19 protein-coding genes and 1 pseudogene are annotated in these 18,404 nt (G+C 69.2%); 10 read left to right on the top strand and 10 right to left on the bottom strand.

The genetic code is table 11. The annotated features are described in order from the left end of the window. Nucleotides 1–3: 3 nt before the first annotated feature. From JOD67_RS27925 to JOD67_RS27915, 3 genes are read right to left on the bottom strand one after another with little or no spacing between them, the layout of a single operon-like run. Entirely contained in the window at nt 4–1,170 is a 1,167-nt protein-coding gene (locus tag JOD67_RS27925) for an FAD-binding oxidoreductase (protein WP_205120683.1), read from the bottom strand. Between the two features lie 45 nt (nt 1,171–1,215). Next, entirely contained in the window at nt 1,216–2,670 is a 1,455-nt protein-coding gene (locus tag JOD67_RS27920; RefSeq protein WP_205120682.1) for an FAD-linked oxidase C-terminal domain-containing protein, read from the bottom strand. Continuing rightward, entirely contained in the window at nt 2,667–3,431 is a 765-nt protein-coding gene (locus tag JOD67_RS27915; RefSeq protein WP_205120681.1) for an IclR family transcriptional regulator, read from the bottom strand. Before JOD67_RS27915 ends, JOD67_RS27920 begins: the two co-directional genes overlap by 4 nt. A gap of 146 nt (nt 3,432–3,577) precedes the next feature. Between JOD67_RS27915 and JOD67_RS27910 the strand changes: the two genes are divergently transcribed. From JOD67_RS27910 to JOD67_RS27895, 4 genes are all read left to right on the top strand, one after another. Continuing rightward, nucleotides 3,578–4,960, top strand: coding sequence for an NAD-dependent malic enzyme (locus tag JOD67_RS27910; protein ID WP_205120680.1), 1,383 nt, complete (start codon nt 3,578–3,580; stop codon nt 4,958–4,960). A gap of 12 nt (nt 4,961–4,972) precedes the next feature. After that, on the top strand, nt 4,973–6,565 hold the full coding sequence (gene aceB / locus JOD67_RS27905) for a malate synthase A (RefSeq protein ID WP_205120679.1): 1,593 nt from the start codon (nt 4,973–4,975) through the stop codon (nt 6,563–6,565). Nucleotides 6,566–6,635: 70 nt separating this feature from the next. Next, entirely contained in the window at nt 6,636–6,947 is a 312-nt protein-coding gene (locus tag JOD67_RS27900; protein WP_205120678.1) for a hypothetical protein, read from the top strand. Between the two features lie 20 nt (nt 6,948–6,967). Then, nucleotides 6,968–7,261: a type II toxin-antitoxin system PemK/MazF family toxin gene (locus tag JOD67_RS27895; protein WP_205120677.1), complete on the top strand. Its 294-nt coding sequence runs from the start codon at nt 6,968–6,970 to the stop codon at nt 7,259–7,261. A 10-nt stretch (nt 7,262–7,271) separates the two neighbouring features. Here JOD67_RS27895 and JOD67_RS27890 read toward each other — a convergent pair whose 3' ends face one another. Further along, nucleotides 7,272–7,649 carry a nuclear transport factor 2 family protein gene (locus tag JOD67_RS27890; protein WP_205120676.1) on the bottom strand — a complete coding sequence of 126 codons (378 nt, stop codon included), beginning with the start codon at nt 7,647–7,649 and terminating at the stop codon, nt 7,272–7,274. A gap of 70 nt (nt 7,650–7,719) precedes the next feature. On the opposite strand from JOD67_RS27890, the gene JOD67_RS27885 reads away from it, so the two are divergent. The 4 genes from JOD67_RS27885 (at nt 7,720) to alc (ending at nt 12,661) form a co-directional block, all read left to right on the top strand. Further along, the gene (locus tag JOD67_RS27885) at nt 7,720–8,760 is read left to right on the top strand and encodes a helix-turn-helix transcriptional regulator (RefSeq protein ID WP_205120675.1); all 1,041 of its coding nucleotides are present in this window, start codon (nt 7,720–7,722) and stop codon (nt 8,758–8,760) included. Between the two features lie 190 nt (nt 8,761–8,950). Continuing rightward, entirely contained in the window at nt 8,951–10,171 is a 1,221-nt protein-coding gene (locus tag JOD67_RS27880; RefSeq protein WP_205120674.1) for a DUF6986 family protein, read from the top strand. Continuing rightward, nucleotides 10,168–11,499: an allantoinase AllB gene (gene allB / locus JOD67_RS27875; RefSeq protein WP_205120673.1), complete on the top strand. Its 1,332-nt coding sequence runs from the start codon at nt 10,168–10,170 to the stop codon at nt 11,497–11,499. Before JOD67_RS27880 ends, allB begins: the two co-directional genes overlap by 4 nt. Before the next feature lie 4 nt (nt 11,500–11,503). Continuing rightward, complete coding sequence (alc, locus tag JOD67_RS27870) at nt 11,504–12,661, top strand: allantoicase (RefSeq protein ID WP_205120672.1); 1,158 nt, start codon at nt 11,504–11,506, stop codon at nt 12,659–12,661. Here the strand turns inward: alc and JOD67_RS27865 are convergent. Genes JOD67_RS27865 through JOD67_RS27855 form a run of 3 tightly spaced genes read right to left on the bottom strand, consistent with a single transcriptional unit; the run spans nt 12,658 to nt 15,806 of the window. Then, nucleotides 12,658–13,842, bottom strand: coding sequence for an epoxide hydrolase family protein (locus JOD67_RS27865; RefSeq protein ID WP_205120671.1), 1,185 nt, complete (start codon nt 13,840–13,842; stop codon nt 12,658–12,660). The two genes, alc and JOD67_RS27865, sit on opposite strands and share 4 nt — an antisense overlap. Then, nucleotides 13,839–15,287, bottom strand: a complete 1,449-nt coding sequence (locus JOD67_RS27860) for a hypothetical protein (RefSeq protein WP_205120670.1) — start codon at nt 15,285–15,287, stop codon at nt 13,839–13,841. Before JOD67_RS27860 ends, JOD67_RS27865 begins: the two co-directional genes overlap by 4 nt. Nucleotides 15,288–15,293: 6 nt before the next feature. Next, nucleotides 15,294–15,806 (bottom strand): mycothiol transferase, encoded by a 513-nt coding sequence (locus JOD67_RS27855; protein WP_205120669.1) that lies wholly within the window; start codon nt 15,804–15,806, stop codon nt 15,294–15,296. 234 nt (nt 15,807–16,040) lie between these two features. Here JOD67_RS27855 and JOD67_RS27850 point away from each other — a divergent pair. Both JOD67_RS27850 and JOD67_RS27845 read left to right on the top strand, forming a co-directional pair. Further along, nucleotides 16,041–16,325, top strand: a pseudogene (locus JOD67_RS27850) (PAS domain S-box protein); the annotation flags it as partial. Nucleotides 16,326–16,350: 25 nt separating this feature from the next. After that, the gene (locus JOD67_RS27845; RefSeq protein WP_205120667.1) at nt 16,351–17,157 is read left to right on the top strand and encodes an ion transporter; all 807 of its coding nucleotides are present in this window, start codon (nt 16,351–16,353) and stop codon (nt 17,155–17,157) included. Here JOD67_RS27845 and JOD67_RS27840 read toward each other — a convergent pair. From JOD67_RS27840 to JOD67_RS27830, 3 genes are all read right to left on the bottom strand, one after another. Further along, on the bottom strand, nt 17,143–17,559 hold the full coding sequence (locus JOD67_RS27840) for a MarR family winged helix-turn-helix transcriptional regulator (RefSeq protein WP_205120666.1): 417 nt from the start codon (nt 17,557–17,559) through the stop codon (nt 17,143–17,145). The two genes, JOD67_RS27845 and JOD67_RS27840, sit on opposite strands and share 15 nt — an antisense overlap. Continuing rightward, nucleotides 17,556–17,999, bottom strand: a complete 444-nt coding sequence (locus tag JOD67_RS27835; RefSeq protein WP_205120665.1) for a MarR family winged helix-turn-helix transcriptional regulator — start codon at nt 17,997–17,999, stop codon at nt 17,556–17,558. Before JOD67_RS27835 ends, JOD67_RS27840 begins: the two co-directional genes overlap by 4 nt. 97 nt (nt 18,000–18,096) lie before the next feature. After that, complete coding sequence (locus JOD67_RS27830) at nt 18,097–18,363, bottom strand: hypothetical protein (protein ID WP_205120664.1); 267 nt, start codon at nt 18,361–18,363, stop codon at nt 18,097–18,099. Between the last annotated feature and the right edge of the window lie 41 nt (nt 18,364–18,404).

Below are 18,404 nucleotides of genomic sequence, written 5' to 3'. Positions count from 1 at the left end.
CTCCTAGAACCAGGGGGCGAAGCGGCCGGGGGACAACCGCGCGTCGGGGTCGAGCTCCTTCTTCACCGCTTGCAGCACGTGCACCGCGCCGGGCGCCTTGCCCCACGACGCGGTGAGCTCGTCGACGCCTTCGAGGCGGCGGTGCACGGTGACGCTGCCACCCTGACACTGCGCGTCGGAACGCCAAGCCTGCAAGACGTTCGCGTGCGCGGCCGCGGTGCCGCCGCGAAGCCGTACGGTGTGCACGCCGATCCCGACGCTCGATGTCAAGGACGCGTTGACGTCGTACTGCGCGGCCAAGGACGCAAGGCTCATCGCCAATGCGGGAAAGCGATCCGGCCGGGTCCCGGCGCGCAGGATCGTGTCTCCTTCGGCGCCGTACACGACGTCGGCGACCTCGTCCCACGCCGCGTCGTCCGCCGGCTCGCCGCCGGTGACGGTCGCGATCACGCCGAGCCGGTGGCGAACACTCTGCTCGGTGCCCTCGACCCGGACCAGCAGGCGACCGTCGATCCAGTCCACCGAGACGGGTTCCATCGTCGAGCCCAGCAGGTCGGTGACGCGTTCGAACGCGGTCGGCGCGTCGCACGCCACCGCCACCGTCCCCGAGGCCTCCGGCAAGGGGTGGACGCGCAGCACGACCTCGGTGATGAGCCCGAACGTGCCGAGCGAGCCGGCGAACAGCTTCGCGAGGTCGTAGCCCGCGACGTTCTTGATGACATGTCCACCGGACTGCGAGACGGTGCCGTCGGCGAGCACGACGGTGACGCCGATGACGAGGTCGCGCAACGTCCCGTATATCGGGCGGATCGGGCCGCCGTCGCCGGTCGCGAGCAGCCCACCCACCGTTGCCCCATGGGGGATGCGCGCCGCATCGAGCGCGACGCGCTGCCCGTCGAGTTTCGCCTGCAGGTCGCGAAGCCGCATGCCTGCGCCGACCGCGACGGTCATGTCCGCCGGGTTGTACGCGAGCAGGTCGGCTATCCCCGTCGTGTCGACGACCGCGTCGACCCGCTCCAGCGGCGCGCCCCAGCCCTGCGCGGTGCCGCCGCCGCGGATGCCCAGTCGCAGCCCGTCCTTAGCCGCCGCGAGGAGCAGGTCGCGCGCGGACCGCAGGTCGGTAGGACGAAGCTGCCTTTCCGGGGTCCCCGCGGAATCGTGGCCTGTCATGGCGACGGCACCGTTCTGGCGACGGAGCGATTTCGTGGGGTGGTTTCAGAGGCGGTCGATGACACCGGCCTGCTCCAACGGGTGGGGTCGGTACTTGCCCGGACGTTCGCCGCACAGCCGCGGCGTCGGCAGCAGCTTGCCCGGGTTGCAGAGGTTCTCCGGGTCGAACGCGCGCCTCACCTTGTCCATCGTCGCGAGGTCGTCCTCGGTGAACATCGTCGGCATCGAGCACGCCTTGTCGGTCCCGATCCCGTGCTCGCCGGACAGCGAACCGCCAAGCTCCACACAGAGTTCGGCGATCTCCTTCGACAGCTTCTCGGCGCGGCCGTGCTCGCCCGCCTCCTCGCTGTAGAGCACCAGCGGATGCAGGTTGCCGTCGCCGGCGTGGAACACGTTCGCGACCCGGATGCCCGCCGCGCGGCCCATCGCGCCGATCCGCGACAGCGCCTCGGCGAGCCGGGTCCGCGGGACGACGCCGTCCTGCACGAAGTAGTCCGGGCTGATCCGGCCGACCGCCGCGAACGCCGCCTTGCGTCCGGTCCAGATCATCAACCGTTCGGCGTCGTCGGCGGCGACGCGGATCTTCGTCGTCCCGTTGCGCTGGCAGATCTCGCGCACCGCGTCGAACAGCAGCGCGCACTCCTCGTTCGGCCCGTCCAGCTCGACGACCAGCGCCGCCGGGGTGTCGAGCGTGTAGCCGGCGCCGACCGCTGCCTCGGACGCCTCGATCGCGAGCTGGTCCATGATCTCCATCGCCGCCGGCACGATCCCCGCGCCGATCACGTCGGTGACGGTGTCGCCGGCCTGCTCGATCGAGGGGAAGTCGGCGAGCAGCGTACGTACGGACTCGGGCTTGCGCAGCAGCCGGACGACCACCTTCGTCACCAGCGCGACCGTGCCCTCCGAGCCGATCACGACGCCGCGCAGATCGGGGCCGGCGACCTCGGGCGACGGGCCGCCGAGCCAGGTGCGGGTGCCGTCGGGGAGCACGACCTCCATCGCGAGCACGTGGTTGGTGGTGAAGCCGTACTTCAGGCAGTGCGCGCCGCCGGAGTTCTCCGCGACGTTCCCGCCGATCGTGCACACCTGCTGGCTGGACGGGTCGGGCGCGTAGTAGAGGTCGTACGGTGCCGCGGCCTTGCTGATCGCGAGGTTCGTGACGCCGGGCTCGACGACCGCGCGCCGGTTGACCGGGTCGATCTCGAGGATCGCGCGCATCCGCTGCAGACCGATCACGATGCCCTCGGCCACGGGGAGCGCGCCGCCGGACAGGCCCGTCCCCGCGCCGCGGGCGACGAACGGGACGCCGGCGCGATGCGCGGCGGCGACGCTCTCCGCGACCTGCTCCGACGTCGTGGGCAGCACGACCAGCGACGGCGTGACCCGGTAGCCCGCGAGCCCGTCGCACTCGTACGTCCGCAGCTGCACCGGGTCGCTGATCACGCCGTCAGCGCCGAGCAGGTCCTCGAGCTCGCGCCGCAGCTTCCCCAGGTCGCTCACGCCGTCGACTCCTGGTACGAGATCTCCGCACCCAGCTCGCGTGCCACCCGCAGCAGCACGGGCACCGCCTGCTGGACCGCGTCGTCGGTCATCCGCCCCGCCGGCCCCGAGATCGAGATCGCGGTGAGCGTCGGTGCGCCCGGGATGTGGACGGCGACGCAGCGGACGCCGACCTCCTGCTCGCCCTCGTCGACCGCGTACCCGTCCGCGCGGACCTGGTCCAGCGCGGCGAGGAACTTGCGGATGCCGGTGATCGTGTGCGGCGTCATCGCGGGCATCCCAGTCCGGGCGAGCAGCGACTTCACCTGGTCGTTCGGCAGCCGCGCGAGTAGCACCTTGCCGACGCCGGTGCAGTGCGGGGAGACGCGGCGGCCGACCTCGGTGAACATCCGCATCGAGTGCCGCGACGGGACCTGGGCGATGTAGACGATCTCGTCGCCGTCGAGCATCGCGAGGTTGGCGGTCTCGCCGAGGGTGTCGACGAGCTCGGCGAGGTGGGGGCGGGCCCAGCTCCCGAGCAGCCGGCTGGCGGTCTCGCCGAGCCGGATCAGCCGCGGCCCGAGCGCATAACGGCGCGACGGCTCCTGGCGTACGTACCCGAGGTTGACCAGCGTGCGCATCAGCCGGTGGATCGTCGGCAGCGGGAGTCCGGAGACGGTCGCGAGCTGGCTCAGCGCGACCTCGCCGCCGGCGTCGGCCATGTGCTCGAGCAGCTCGAACGAGCGCTCGAGCGACTGCACGCTGCCCGCCTTCGCAGCCATCCGACCTCCGGCTAGGTTTGTTGGTCTTCCCAGTGGCGAAGCCTAGACGTGGGACCTCGCGGTGTCGATGATCGCGGGCCTTGCTTCTTTCGCTTCCTGGAAGTTAGCATCCACAACGTAGAAACCGACAGGATGGTTTGAGGCTGATGCCAGCTCCGAGTCCCGGGTACGCGATCACCGTCCGCGTCGAGGCCCCTGCCTCCGCCACGGCCACCGCACAGTTGTCCGCCGCCGTGAGTACGGCCGGCGGCGCGCTCACCGCGCTCGACGTCGTCGAGTCGCGCCACGATCACGTCGTCATCGACGTGACCTGCGACGCCGTCGACGTCGCACACGCCGACACGATCACCAAGGCGCTCGGCGATCTGGACGGCTTCAAGGTCCGCAAGGTCAGCGACCGGACGTTCCTCATCCACCTCGGCGGCAAGCTCGAGGTGACGCCGCGGGTGCAACTGAAGAACCGCGACGACCTGTCCCGCGCGTACACACCGGGCGTCGCGCGCGTCTGCATGGCGATCGCGGAGAACCCCGACGACGCCCGCCGCCTCACGATCAAGCGCAACACGGTCGCGGTCGTGACCGACGGGTCTGCCGTTCTCGGCCTCGGCAACATCGGTCCGGCCGCCGCGCTGCCGGTGATGGAGGGCAAGGCCGCGCTGTTCAAGCGGTTCGCGAACGTCGACGCGTGGCCGGTCTGCCTGGACACTCAGGACACCGACGAGATCGTCCGGACGGTCCAGCTGCTGGCCCCGGTGTACGGCGGGGTCAACCTCGAGGACATCTCGGCGCCGCGCTGCTTCGAGGTCGAGCGCCGGCTGCGGGAGATGCTCGACATCCCGGTCTTCCACGACGACCAGCACGGCACCGCGATTGTCGTTCTCGCCGCGCTGACGAACGCGCTGCGGGTGGTCTCCAAGCGGCTCGAGGACATCAAGATCGTGATCTCTGGCGTCGGCGCCGCCGGTCACGCGATCATCCGGCTGCTGCTCGCCGAGGGCGCTCGCGACATCATCGCGTGCGACCGGAAGGGCGCGGTGCACCGCGACCAGAGCGGCCGGGACGAGTTCCGTACCTGGATCGCGGACAACACGAACGAGGCGCGCTTCGACGGCACGCTCAAGGCGGCGCTGTCCGGCGCGGACGTGTTCATCGGCGTCTCGGGCGCGAACATCCTGAACGGTGACGACATCGCGACGATGGCGTCGGAAGCGGTCGTGTTCGCGCTGGCCAACCCGGACCCCGAGGTCGACCCGCTGGCGGCCCGGCTGCACGCGACGGTCGTCGCGACCGGCCGGTCGGACTTCCCGAACCAGATCAACAACGTGCTCGCGTTCCCCGGCGTGTTCCGCGGCCTGCTCGACGCGGGCGCGCACGAGATCAACGACCAGATGCTGATCGCCGCGGCGTCCGCGATCGCCAACGCGGTGAAGCCGGAAGAACTGAACCCGAGCTACATCATCCCGAGCGTGTTCGACGCCGCCGTCGCGCCGGCGGTGGCGGCCGCCGTTCGTTCCGCTGCTGGCAAATAGGAGGACTGCTTGATGGCTGGTGTCGAGGTGACGGGTGGTCCCGTCGACCGTTCCGAGGAGATCCTGACGCCGGAGGCGTTGGCGTTCGTGGGCGAGTTGCAGTCGCGGTTCGGCGCGCGGCGAGACGAGCTGCTCGAACGGCGGCGGGCGCGGCGCGAGGAGATCGCGCGTACCGGTCGCCTCGACTTCCTGCCGGAGACGGCGTCCGTACGTTCGGACCCGTCGTGGCGCGTCGCGGAGGCGCCGCCGGCGTTGACGGACCGGCGGGTGGAGATCACCGGCCCGACCGAGCGGAAGATGACTATCAACGCGCTGAACTCCGGCGCGAACGTCTGGCTTGCCGACCTCGAGGACGCGAACACCCCGCACTGGGCGAACGTCGTGTCCGGGCAGGTCAACCTGTACGACGCGGTCCGCCGCACGATCTCGTTCTCGCAGGGGGACAAGTCGTACGCCCTCCGCTCCGACGGGCCGTTGGCGACGATCGTGGTGCGGCCGCGCGGCTGGCACCTCGACGAGCGGCATGTGCTCGTCGACGGGCGCCCTGTCGTGGGGGCCCTGGTCGACTTCGGCCTGCACTTCTTCCACAACGCGGCCGAGCTGCTGTCGCGGGGGAGTGGGCCGTACTTCTATCTGCCGAAGATGGAGAGCCACCTCGAGGCCCGGCTGTGGAACGACGTGTTCTCGTTCGCCGAGTCCACGTTGGGGATTGCGGACGGGACCGTGCGCGCGACGGTGCTGATCGAGACGATCCCGGCGGCGTTCGAGATGGAGGAGATCCTCTACGAGCTCCGTACGCACATGTCGGGGCTGAACGCGGGCCGCTGGGACTACCTGTTCAGCATCATCAAGAACTTCCGCGACGCCGGTGCCGACTTCATCCTGCCGGAGCGGAACGCGGTCACGATGACCGCGCCGTGCATGCGCGCGTACACCGAACTGCTCGTCCGGACGTGCCACAAGCGCGGGGCGTTCGCGATGGGCGGGATGGCCGCGTTCATCCCGACCCGGAAGGACCCGGAGGTCACCGAGCAGGCGCTGGCGAAGGTGCGTGCGGACAAGGAACGTGAGGCCGGCGACGGCTTCGACGGATCCTGGGTCGCGCACCCCGACCTGGTGCCGATCTGCAAGGAGGTCTTCGACGCTGCGCTCGGGTCGTCGCCGAACCAGCTCGCGCGGCTCCGCTCCGAGGTGTCCGTGACCGCGGACCAGCTGCTCGACATCAAGGCGACGCCGGGCGACGTGACCGAGGCGGGGCTGCGCAACAACGTCTCCGTGGCCCTGCAGTACCTCGCGGCCTGGCTCGGCGGCAACGGCGCGGTGGCGATCTTCAACCTCATGGAGGACGCGGCCACCGCCGAGATCTCCCGGTCGCAGATCTGGCAGTGGATCCGCAACGACGTGAAGCTCGACACCGGCGCCGTCGTCACCGCCGACCTGGTCCGCCAGATCGGCGACGAGGAACTGGCGAAGATCCGCGCGTCATACGGCGACGCGTTCGACGAGCAGCGCTTCGCCCAGGCCCGCCAGCTCTTCGAGCAGGTCGCCCTCGCCGACGACTACGAGGACTTCCTGACGATCCCGGCGTACGCGCTGATCGACTGATCTGTCGCGTCAAGTGCAGCGCTCGGATGCTGCACTTGACTGCCGCACTTTAGTGCTTCACGCTAGGTGTATGTCGAACGCCGCCCGGCGCGCAAGCGTCCCGCTTACCGAACGCGACGTCGCCGATCTCAAGGTGCTTCGCGATCGCGAGAGCGCGTGGCAGCAGCTCCTACGGGAGCATCTTGGTGTCAGTGAGTTCAACAGCGATGCAGCGATTCTTCACGCGGTCCTCACGCTTGGTCTCGAGCGATTGAGGGACGAGGCACTCGCGAAGGGATATGCCAAGCTCGCTGCCTCTTACGAGTCGGCAGATGAGCGGGAGTACGTGGCCGCCCTGCGGCGCCGTACGCGTCGGCACCATCTTGATCGAGACGAGACATGAGGGCAGCAGGTCGAGGCCGAATGGTGTGGGCAGTTCTCGATGAGCAGGTGGGGCGTAAGCCCTATCTGATCGTCTCCAACAATCGCCGCAACGAGGCCATGGACAGCGTGCTCGCGGCACGCGTCACGACGAGCTCGAAGCCTTCTCTTCCCTCGATTGTGGAACTTGGTCCAGACGACCCGTTGGTCGGCCGGGTGCTCTGTGACGAAGTGATGCAACTGTGGAACGACGAGATCGTCGACGACGCTGGTGCGTTGAGTCCTCCGACGATGGAGCGCGTGGCAGACGGACTCCGCCACGCGCTGGGTCTGTAGGCCATCGGGCCTATGCCTGCTCGTTCGCGGGGGCGAAGACCGGCGACGGGTCGTAGAAGACGCGGTAGTCCTCGATCAGGCCGTTCTCGTCGGTGCGGTAGATCGACACGACGGGGAGGTTGACGAAGCCGCCGTCGAGGCGGTGGTACGTCACGTTGGTCTCGACGATCGCGTCGTTGCCCTGGTACCACTCGCGGGTGATCTGGTGCCGGACGCCGGCGACCATCGTGGTGAACGCCTTGTTCGCGGCGCCGATCTCGGCGTGGCCGATCAGCGGCTCCTGGTTGCCGAACACCTGAACGGCGTTCGGCGCCAACAGCGCGAGTAGGGCGTCGCTGTCGAGCGCGTCGACGGCGGCGAACACTTTGCGGGTCAGTTCGGTAGTCACCTGGTCATGGTGCGGAAGACGCCCTGGTCAGGGACATCCCACAAAGCTGGGACTTAGCTAGCCTTGTCCCATGGGGAGTCATCGGGCGAGGGCCCGCGCGCTGGAGCGCGTGGAGCGGCTGGCCGGGTCAGCGGCCGACGCCGACACGCTCTGGCTCGAGGCCGTCGCCGAGCTCGGCCGCGTGCTCACGTTCGACCGGTGGTGCGCGCTGCGCGTCGATCCCGACTCGCTCACCGGCTACTCGGGCATCGGGGACTACCCGATCGAGCACCATCGCGAGGTCCCCAAGCTGATCGTGCTCGACGCCGGGCTCGGAGACCTCAGCACAACGCCGGCCATGGTGAGCGCCGAGACTCGTGCGGTGACTCTCCGGGAGTCGACCGGCGGCCACCTGGAACGAGCCGTGCGCTGGCGGGAGATCTACGAGCCGCTCGGGATCAGCGACGAGCTGCGCGTGCTGGTCGCCGACGGCAGCGGTGTCTGGGGCTCGGTGATGTTCTTCAACAGCGCGGGCGATCCCGCGTTCTCCGAGGACGAACGAGCGTTGCTGGGTACGGTCTCCGGGCTGCTCGCCGCCCCGTTGCGGCGCGATGCCGTACGCCCGACCGAGACTCAACGGACCGAACGGCTGCCCGGCGTTCTCCTGGTCGGAGACGACCTGCGGCTGTACGACCAGACCGCCGCGGCGCGCGCCTGGTGCGACGCGCTCGGCGCCGGCGAGGCCGTACCCGCGCCCGTCTGGGGCGTCGTCGGCTCGCTGCTCGCGGCCGAGCGCGGCTACGCGCGACCGGTGAAGGCCCGCGTCCGCGCGGACGACGGCACGTACGCGGTCATCGAGGCCGACCGCCTCGGCGCCGGCGGGATTGCTGTCACGATCCGCCAAGCCGGCGTCGACGAGGTCCTCGAGCTGCTCGCCCGCGCGTACGGGCTGAGCGTTCGCGAGGGCGAGCTCGTCCGCCTGGTCGTCAGCGGGCTCGACACCAAGGAGCTCGCCGAGCGGCTGTCCATCTCGACGTACACCGTGCAGGACCACCTCAAGTCGGTGTTCGCGAAGACCGGCGTCCGCAGCCGGCGCGAACTGGTCTCCGGCCTGTTCCACCACGCCGCGTGATCATGAGCGTGATCATGAAGCCAAACTGGTCGTATACGGCGGGTTTGCCTTCATGATCACGTTCATGATCACCAGCGCGGCGCCCAGCCAGGGTGGTCGCGGCGGTTTCTGGGTGGGGGGCACCCTGGTCCCCTAGGTTGGGACCAGGGTGCCCCTGACCCAGTCGGGCCGCGGTGTGGGAGGATAGGCGATGGGTGAGCTGGACGAGCGACTCGACGACCTCCTGCGCCCGGTCGACCAACGGCTCCGCGAGCAGTTCCCCGGCGACCCCGGCACCAGGCAACCGGTGCACACCGTCTACATCCCCGCGGACCAGTACCACGGCGGCATCGTCGGCGAGTGGGGCGCCGCTGCCCGCGACCTGCTCAAGGCGCACGGCCGGTCGATCGTCGACGCGACCCAGGAGCTCGGCCTCGACCCGCTCGTCGTCGCCCAGGTCCTGGGAAGGGTACGGGCCAAGCTCGAACGCGAGCCGATCGAGGACCTGCGCATCGACTTCGAGGACGGGTACGGCAACCGTCCCGACGACGAGGAGGACCGGGCCGCGACCGACGCCGCGCACGCGCTCGCCGGCGGTACGCGTACCCCGTTCACCGGCATCCGGTTCAAGTCCCTCGAGCTCGCGACGCGCAAGCGGGGCTTGAAGACGCTCGACCTGTTCCTCGGCACGTTCACCCACGACTGGCCGCCGCCGAGCGGGTTCGTCGTCACCTTGCCGAAGGTGAGCGCGGTCGAGCAGGTCGAGGCGATGGTCCAGGTGTGCAAGGCGATGGAGGCCAAGCACGGCATATCGCGGCTCGCGTTCGAGCTCCAGATCGAGCTGCCGCAGGCGATCGTCGCCGCCGACGGCACCGTTCCGGTCGCAAGGCTGATCCATGCCGCCGAGGGGCGCTGCACCGGCCTGCACTACGGGACCTACGACTACTCGGCGGCGCTGGGCATCGCCGCCGCGCACCAGAGCCTCGACCACCCCGGCGCCGACTACGCGAAGTCCGTCATGCAGGCGGCGGCCGCGGGCACCGGCGTACGGCTGTCCGACGGCTCGACGAACCGGCTCCCGATCGGCGACGACCAAGCTGTCAAGGCCGCCTTGCGCGAGCACCTGAGGCTGGTGCTTCGTTCGCTCGCGCGCGGTTTCTATCAGGGCTGGGACCTGCATCCCGGGCAGCTGCCGACGCGATACGTCGCGACTTTCGCCTTCTTCCGTTCGGGATTCCCCGAAGCGGCAGACCGACTAAGAGCGTACGTGGGGCGCCAGGCGTCCGGCTTCCTGGACGAGCCGGCGACCGCCGCCGCGCTCGCCGGGTTCCTGCGTAGGGGCCTGAACTGCGGCGCGCTGGACGACGGCGAGGTGCACGAGCGCACCGGGCTGGACGCCAAGAAGCTAGCCGCGCTCGCCAACCCGCGATGACGTACGACCTCGTCATCGGCGCCCGCCGCGCGATCGTCGACGGTGCCGAGCGGTCTTGCGACCTTGGCATCCGGGACGGACAGATCGCGGCGATCGTGGAGTACGGCACGCTCGACCTGGCGATCGAGCTCGGCACCGACGTCGTTCTGCTGCCCGGGCTGGTCGACACCCACGTCCACGTGAACGAGCCGGGACGCACCGAGTGGGAGGGCTTCGCGACGGCGACCCGCGCGGCCGCCGCCGGGGGAGTCACCACGATCGTCGACATGCCGCTGAACTCGATCCCGCCGACCGTCGACGTCGCCGCGCTCGAGGCCAAGCAGGCGGCGGCGCGCGACCAGGCGTACGTCGACGTCGGCTTCTGGGGCGGCGCCGTGCCGGGGAACGTCGCGTCGTTGAAGCCGTTGCACGACGCCGGGGTGTTCGGCTTCAAGTGCTTCCTGCTGCACTCCGGCGTCGACGAGTTCCCGCCGCTGGACGCCGCGGGTGTCGAGGCCGCGATGCGGGAGCTGGCGACGTTCGACGGCCTGCTGATCGTCCATGCCGAGGACGCGTCGACGATCGACCACGCGCCGGTGCCGGACGGCCGTTCGTACGCCGCGTTCCTCGCTTCGAGACCGCCAGAAGCGGAGGACCGGGCGATCGCGCGGGTGATCGAGCTGGCGCGAACGACCGGCTGCCGGGTGCACATCCTGCACCTGTCCAGCGCGAGCGCCCTGCCGATGATCGCGGCGGCCCGCGCGAACGGCGTAAGGATCACCGCGGAGACCTGCCCGCACTACCTCACGTTCGCCGCCGAGGAGATCCCGGACGGGGCGACGCAGTACAAGTGCTGCCCGCCGATCCGTACCGCCGCGAACCGCGAGGCGCTCTGGCAGGGCCTCGCCGAGGGCACGATCGACGGCATCGGCTCCGATCACTCACCGTGCCCGCCGGCCATGAAACGCCTGGACACCGGCGACTTCGGCGCGGCATGGGGCGGCATCGCGTCGCTCCAGCTCGGACTGCCGGCGATCTGGACCGGTGCCCGTGCGCGCGGCTTCGCGCTGGCCGACGTCGTGCGCTGGTTGGCGGTCCGGCCGGCGGAGGTTGCCGGATTCCGTCGCAAGGGGCGCATCGCGCTGGGGTACGATGCGGATCTCTGCGCCTTTGGCGTGGAGGAATCACTGGTGGTCGAGGCTGCGCGACTCCTGCACAAGCACCCGATCACGCCGTACGACGGCCGCCGGCTGGCCGGGAGAGTCCAGCGGACCTGGCTGCGGGGAATGGAGATTTCCGAAAGCGATGAGCGGCCGCATGGCCGTTTCCTGGCCCGAGGGGACGCATGACCGCATGACCGAACCGCAGACGTTCCTGTCGTTGCCCGACCTCGCCTCACGGCGGCTCGGTGGCAGCGTGGTGTCCGCGAACGACGAGACGTTCGCCGACAAGGAGAACCTGATCAAGCCGGAAGCACCGACCTTTCGGGCCGGAACGTTCGGTCCGAAAGGGCAGGTCTACGACGGCTGGGAGACCCGGCGACGCCGTTCCTCCGGACACGACTGGGCCGTGCTGCGGCTCGGCGTTCCCGGTGTCGTGCGTGGCGTCGTCGTCGACACGGCGTTCTTCACCGGCAACTACCCGCCGTACATCGCGGTGGAGGGATGCGGGCTGGAGGGCTACCCGTCCGCCGAGGAGCTCGCCGCGGCGACGTGGACCCCGTTGCTGGAGCAGTCGCCGCTGCAGGGCGATGCCACCAACGCGTTCCCGGTGAAGTCGGAGACCCGTTTCACCCACGTCCGGTTGTCGATCTTCCCGGACGGCGGAGTTGCACGGTTCCGCGTCCACGGCGACCCGATCCCGGACCCGCGGCTCGTCGACCTGTCGTCGTTCGACCTGGCGGCGCTGGAGAACGGCGGGTACGTCACGCACTGCAGCAACATGTTCTACTCCTCGCCCACGAACCTGATCTCGCCCGGGCTCGCGTCGTCGATGGGCGACGGGTGGGAGACGTCGCGGCGGCGCGACGACGGCAACGACTGGGTGGCGATCCGGCTGGCCGGTCCGGGCTCGGTGTGGCTGGCGGAGATCGACACGTCCCACTTCGTGGGGAACGCGCCGGGCTTCGCGTCGCTGCGGGCACGGGACGCGCGGCTCTCCGACGACGTGGAGGGGTCGGGCTGGTTCGACCTGATGCCACGGACGCGGCTGCAGCCCGACACCCGGCACCGGTTCGTGGTGGGGTCGGACCGCGAGGCCACGCACGTGCTGCTGAACGTCTTCCCGGACGGCGGGATGGCTCGGTTGCGGCTGTACGGCGCGCTGTCGTCGGAGGGGCGCGAGGCGTTCCAGCTCCGGTGGTTCAACTCGCTGCCCGCGGCACAGGCCGAAGCGGTGGCGGGGTCGGACTGGGGGCTGACGGAGGACGAGGTGCGCAAGTTCGTCGGCGCCCGGCCCCTGACGGCCTCGGAGCTGCCGGCACCCCTGGGCGCCTTGTTCGACTCGCGTTAGACCCGGTCGCGGAAGGTGCGGCGGAGGTCGGCCACCCACTCGTTCGGGATCTCCCACGGGATGAAGTGGCCGCCCTCGTCGTGTGCGGTGACGTTCACGTGGTGGTACCAGGCCGCCCGGTCGCTGGCGAGGAAGTGCGCGACGCGTTCGTCCGTGGTGTGCACGCCGGGCGGGTTCTCGTAGCCGACGAACGTGACGCCGGTCGGCGCCTCCACCACGGGCCAGCGGTCGTGCTCGGGCTGCCAGGGGTAGCGGTTGTTGTTGGCGTACGTGCGGATGCTGCTCGCGATCGAGCCGCCGGCCCAGTAGATCATCGCGTGCGTGAGCAGCTCGTCCTTGCTGAACGCGTCCTCGAGCTCGCCGGCGGACCAGTTCGACCAGCGCTCCAGGATCCAGGCGAGCATGCCGGCGGGGGAGTCTTGGAGGCCGTAGGCCAACGTGCTGGGGTCGAGCACGTGCGCGGCGAGGTGGACGGCGAAGCGCTTCTCCACGGTGAGGATGCGCTGCAGGATCTCGGGCGGCAGGTTGTCGGGCAGCGGGTTGCCGCCGGACAGGTCCCAGCCCCGGTTGCCGTTGAAGAACGAGAGCTTCAGCGCCGATCCGATGTGGATCCCGTACAGCTCGTCCGCGTACTTGTGCCCGAGCTGTCCCGCGACGAGCGCGCCGACGTCGCAGCCGCCGACGGCGTAGCGGTCGTGTCCGAGGACGTCGGTCATCAAGGTGTGGAAGACGTCTGCCATCCGCCAGAAGTTCATGTCCGCTTGAGGAAGCGGCGTCGAGAAGCCGAAGCCGGGCAGCGACGGCACGATCACGTCGAAGTCCGCGGCCAGTTGGTCGACGACCTTCGACCAGTGCCAGAACGTCCACGGCCAACCGTGCAACAAGATCAGCGGCGTGGGGTTCGTTCCTCTGCCGGGCTTGCGCATGAAGTGGACGGGGACGCCGTTCACGTCGACGGTGTAGTGCTCGTACGCGTTGATCCTCTGCTCGGCCTTGCGCCAGTCGAAGCCGTCGATCCAGTACTCCACCAGCGGCTGCATCACCTCGCGCCGCAGCCCGTAGAAGCTGTCCTCGTTGCCGTTGTCCCACGGCCATTTCGTGGCCAGGAGCCGCCGGACGAGGTCGGTGAGGACCTCGTCTGGCACGTGGATCGGCTGCTGTTCCAGGTTGTCGATCGTCACGCCAACGATCGTATGGCGTCCCCTGCGCCGGCCAGGTTGGCGAGGCGCATCTCGGAGTACTTGCGGCTAAGTACGACGCCCTGGGCGCCGCCCGCGAACGCTGCGGCGGTCGCGTCGCGGACGGACTCGGGGGTGCACTGGGTGAGCTCGCCCTGGGTCGCGTCCCAGTTGATCGTACCGACGTGCGGCGACGGCTCGAGCCGCTCCTTCGGCTGGCCGACGGGGATGTCGATGTCGATGCCCGGGTAGATCTTGCTCTGCCCCGCGACGCCCTCGACGGCGCGCTCGGTCTCGCGGCGTACGTACTCGGCCGAGAAACCGCTTTGTGGCAGCGACTCGTACGCGCCCTCGTCGATCTGGAGCAGCTTGAGCATCAACGGGTAGACCTCGTCCGGCGACGCGTCGGCGAAGAGCGCGTTGCAGATGTTGCCGATCCAGGTGTGGTAGCGCGGGCCGGCGCAGTTGTTGTAGATCACGACCTTGACGAAGTCGCTGAACTTCGCCATCTCGGCGTAGTCCTGGTCGGCCCGGTAGAACGGGCTGAACGAGATGTTGTGGTAGACGTGCCAGCCGACCTGGATCTCCGGCGCGCACGCCTTGGCGACGCCGTAGATGTCGCGGTAGAGGTTGCGTTGGCTCTCGGTCCAGACGGTCTGCCAGGCGAGCAGCTCGGGGTAGGTGAGGAGCAGCCGCCAGAACGTGACGAACGCGCCGTCGCGTGGACGTTCGCCCTTGCCCACCTTGTGATTCCAGTCGACGGCGGCACGGTAGCCTTCGACAGCGCGCTCGACGTTGATGCCGCGGTTGCGCGCGAACGCCTTGCAGTGCTGGCAGAAACAGCCGATGTCCTGGACCTGGACAGGGCCCTGCATCAGCGCGTTCAGCGGGCCGGCGCGTTCGGAGCACCACGCGAGGCCGTCGAGCTCGTAGTTGCTGGCGTAGTCCTCGACGAAGCCGAGGTGCCAGTTTCGGTAGTCAGGGTTGTTGAAACACGGCCGCGCGCCGGGTCTTCCCCAGGCGTCGACCTCGAGGGTCTTGGCGAAGTTCGGGTACGTGCGGAGATGCTTGGCGGAGCTGCTCTCCTCCATCCAGGCGTACGACTTCATGCCACGTTGCTTCGCCGCGGGGAGCACGAGGTCGAACAGGTCGAGGTCCGGGTGCTCCTCGGCCCGTCCTGCGTGTCCGAGGGCGGTGTTGCCGTAGTGCTCCGGGTGGGGTGTGGCGTAGTTGCCGCCGCGCCAGCCGAGGTCGTACTCCTGGACACCGTGGTCGGGGAGCTCGTAACCGGGGACCTGGCGGCCGCCCGTACCGCGGGTCCAGGTGGGAGTGGCGAGGAAGAGCGCGTTCACCGCGCCCTGCCCGGCCAGGATGTCGAGGGTTTCTTCGACGCCTTCGTCGAGGAACGAGATCGCACCGATCTGCATCGCGACGAGAGGATCTGACAAGTGGGGTCAACCCCTTCTGCGGAGAACGACGCCGCGGACGAACGCGGCCTGTCCGACGTGTTGCAGGTCGTCTGAGATCACACTGACCAGCCTGACGGCGAGGGTGACTGGGGGAGTCCAGTTCTGGTCGACCACCCTTGGAAGATCGGCGTCGGTGAGCTTCTCCACCTGCTGGATCGTCTGCGCGTGCACGGCGTCGTAGTAGCCGGTGAGTATGTCTTTGTCGGCACGTACCTCGGCGACGTCGTTGCTGCTCTGCCCGTACCCATGGGCGTCGGGGCTGAACGGGAGCCCGAAGCGCTCCTGCCACCCGTCCCTCAGCCACACCTGCTCGAGCCCGAACGCGTCGGCCACGTGGTCGTCCTGGACCCGGGTGAGATGCCAGATGACCCACGAGATGGAGTTCGCCTCCTCGTCGACCCGGAACGTCAGCTCCTCGAGGCTGAGCCCCTCGACCGCCGCGTGAACCTCCTCCTGCACCCGCATGAACCCATCGACCAAGATCTCCGCACTCGTCATGCTGTCGACCCTACCCAGCTCCAGCTCGTGATCATGTACGTGATCATGAAGGCCAAGCGGCGTATACGACGGGTTTGGCTTCATGATCACGTACATGATCACGGATCGTCCGGACCTGGTGGCGCGGTCGTGGGTGAGGAGCGGCTTCGGCCTGTTCTGGGCCAGGATGGCCGGATGGTTCACGGGATCGTGGTAGCCGACACCGAGGGCGTCATCACGTAGTGGAACGAGGGCGCGGCCGCGATGTTCGGCTACGCCGCGGAGGAGGCGGTCGGGCAGAAGGTCGATCTACTCGTTCCCGAGCGATGGCGTGAGGCGCACTGGGCGGGCTTCCGCCGGGCCATGGGCGAGCCGGTGATCAGGGATCTCGCCGCCGATCTGCCGGTCCGGTGCGCCGACGGTTCGGAGCGGTTCTTCGCGGGACGCCTGCTCGTGCTGACGGACGGTCTCGGCGCCAGCATCGGGGCGATGGCGATCTACACCGATGCGGACGAGACCGGAGTCCGGCCGTTCGCCTGATCGTTTCGTCCGGCATCATCCACGCATGCGCGAGAACGTACGGCGGTTCGTCGAGAAGCCGTCCTTCCAACGGTTCATCACCGCCGTCATCGTGGCCAACGCGATCACGCTCGGACTCGAGACCTCCCAAGCCATCCGCGAGTCCGTTGGCGACATCCTGCACTTCGCCGACCGCCTCATGCTCGCCATCTTCGTCATCGAGTTGGTGCTGAGGATCTACGCGTACGGCAAGGACTTCTTCAAGGACTCCTGGGGTGTCTTCGACCTCGTCGTCGTCGCGATCGCGCTGGTCCCCGCGTCCGGCCCGTTCGCCGTCGTCCGCGCGCTCCGCGTCCTCCGGGTGCTGCGGCTCATCTCCCAACTGCGCTCGATGCGCCGCGTGGTGTCGGGGCTGCTCACCGCGATGCCGGGCATGGCGTCGACCGGAGCCCTGCTGGGGCTGATCATCTACGTCGCCGCGGTCATCGCCACGAACCTGTTCGGCGCGGCGCTGCCGGAGAACTTCGGCGACCTCGGCACCACGCTCTTCACGCTGTTCCAGATCATGACCGGCGAGGCGTGGCCGGACATCGCGCGCGAACTGATGCAGACGGTGCCGTTCGCGTGGATCTTCTTCGTGATCTACATCCTGATCTCGAGCTTCGCTGTACTCAACCTGTTCATCGCCGTCGTCGTCAGCGCGATGGAGGAGCAGATCGCCGACGAGCGGCGGGCCGAGGAGGCCGAGCACGACAAGGCCGAGAGAGAACGGGACCAGCTCCTGCTCGACGAGGTGCGCGCGCTACGACGCGAGCTCGCCGACCTGCGCGAGCACGTGTCAGACCGCGCTTAGCTGCTGGGCTCGCTCGATCACGCGTCGCAGAACGGACCTCGTCGTCGCCAGCTCCTCGGGCGCGAACTCCGCGTAGAGCTCGGCGGCGGTCGCGTTCGCCACCGCTTGCAGCCGTTCGTACTCCGCTTCGCCGGCCGTCGTGAGCTCGGCTTCCGTGACGAGCCCCTTCGCCGCGAGCGTGTCGAGCTCGGCCGCCGCGCCATTGGCGTCAAGCGTCAGCTGGCGTTGCGAGACGAGGAACTCCTCCAGTGCGTGGCGCGACCACGGTCCGCGGACCGCGATGACGCGGAGGATGACGAACTGCCTGGCAGTGACGCCGGTGCCCTGCAGCTGGTGGTCGAGCAGGGCGTTCACCGCGCCGTTCGCTTCGGCGATGTCCTGTCCGGTGAGGGGTGGGGTCATGGCTGGTCTCCCAGGAGGTCTCGCAGGGTGCGGACGAGGTCGCCGTACCGGGCGCTCTTCGTGCCGCCGATCGACGCGGTGAGCTGCTCGTGCAGGGTGCGGACGATCGCGACCGCCTCGCGCGCCACCTCGACGCCGCGCGGAGTCGGCTCGAGCTGCACGGCGCGTGGGTCGCTCGGGTGGGTGCTGCGACGTACGAGCCCGTTCTGCTCGAGCGTCCTGGCCAGCTTGGAGACGTAGATCGGCTCCATCCCGGACACGTCCGCGAGCTCGCGCTGGCTCGGCTTGGCGCCGGCGAGCGACTGCCCGTAGAGCGTGGCGAGCAACGAGTACTGCGCATGGGTGAGCCCGAGCGGCGCGACCGCCTTGTCCACCGCGGCGCGCCACTTGTTCGTGAGCCGCCACAACAGCGCTCCTGCCGTGGGCTCGTGCCGTGTCATGCGGATACAGTATATGGCAACTATAGCCATGGCAACTATCGCGACGTGAGGGCCAGTGCGGTAGGCGTTCTTTCCCGTGAGGATGCGGACGTGATGTTTACAGGAGCCGCGCCTTGACCAGCAGAGCCCGCAGCACACCTCGTCTAACGCCAGACTGGCTGTAGCGGATGACATGTTGTCGGTGCACGTTGCGGATCTCGCGGCCGCCGGCATCCACACACCAAAAGCCCGGCGCCTGACCGCAGAACCCGCACGACGTACTCAGAAGTCTCTTCCGCTCTTGGGCGGCCTCTTCGTACTCGTCCATGCCTGCGCTGCCGTTGCCGCTCAGCTTTGCCCTGTCGTCTGCGAGCGGCTCGCACATTGGCCCTCCTCTGGCTCTGATGCTGGGAACGCTAGGAGCGG

The organism is Tenggerimyces flavus (assembly GCF_016907715.1).
Taxonomy (GTDB): domain Bacteria; phylum Actinomycetota; class Actinomycetes; order Propionibacteriales; family Actinopolymorphaceae; genus Tenggerimyces; species Tenggerimyces flavus.
The sequence above is the reverse complement of the archived record's forward strand: the minus strand, read 5'-3'. Positions and strand labels throughout refer to the sequence as shown.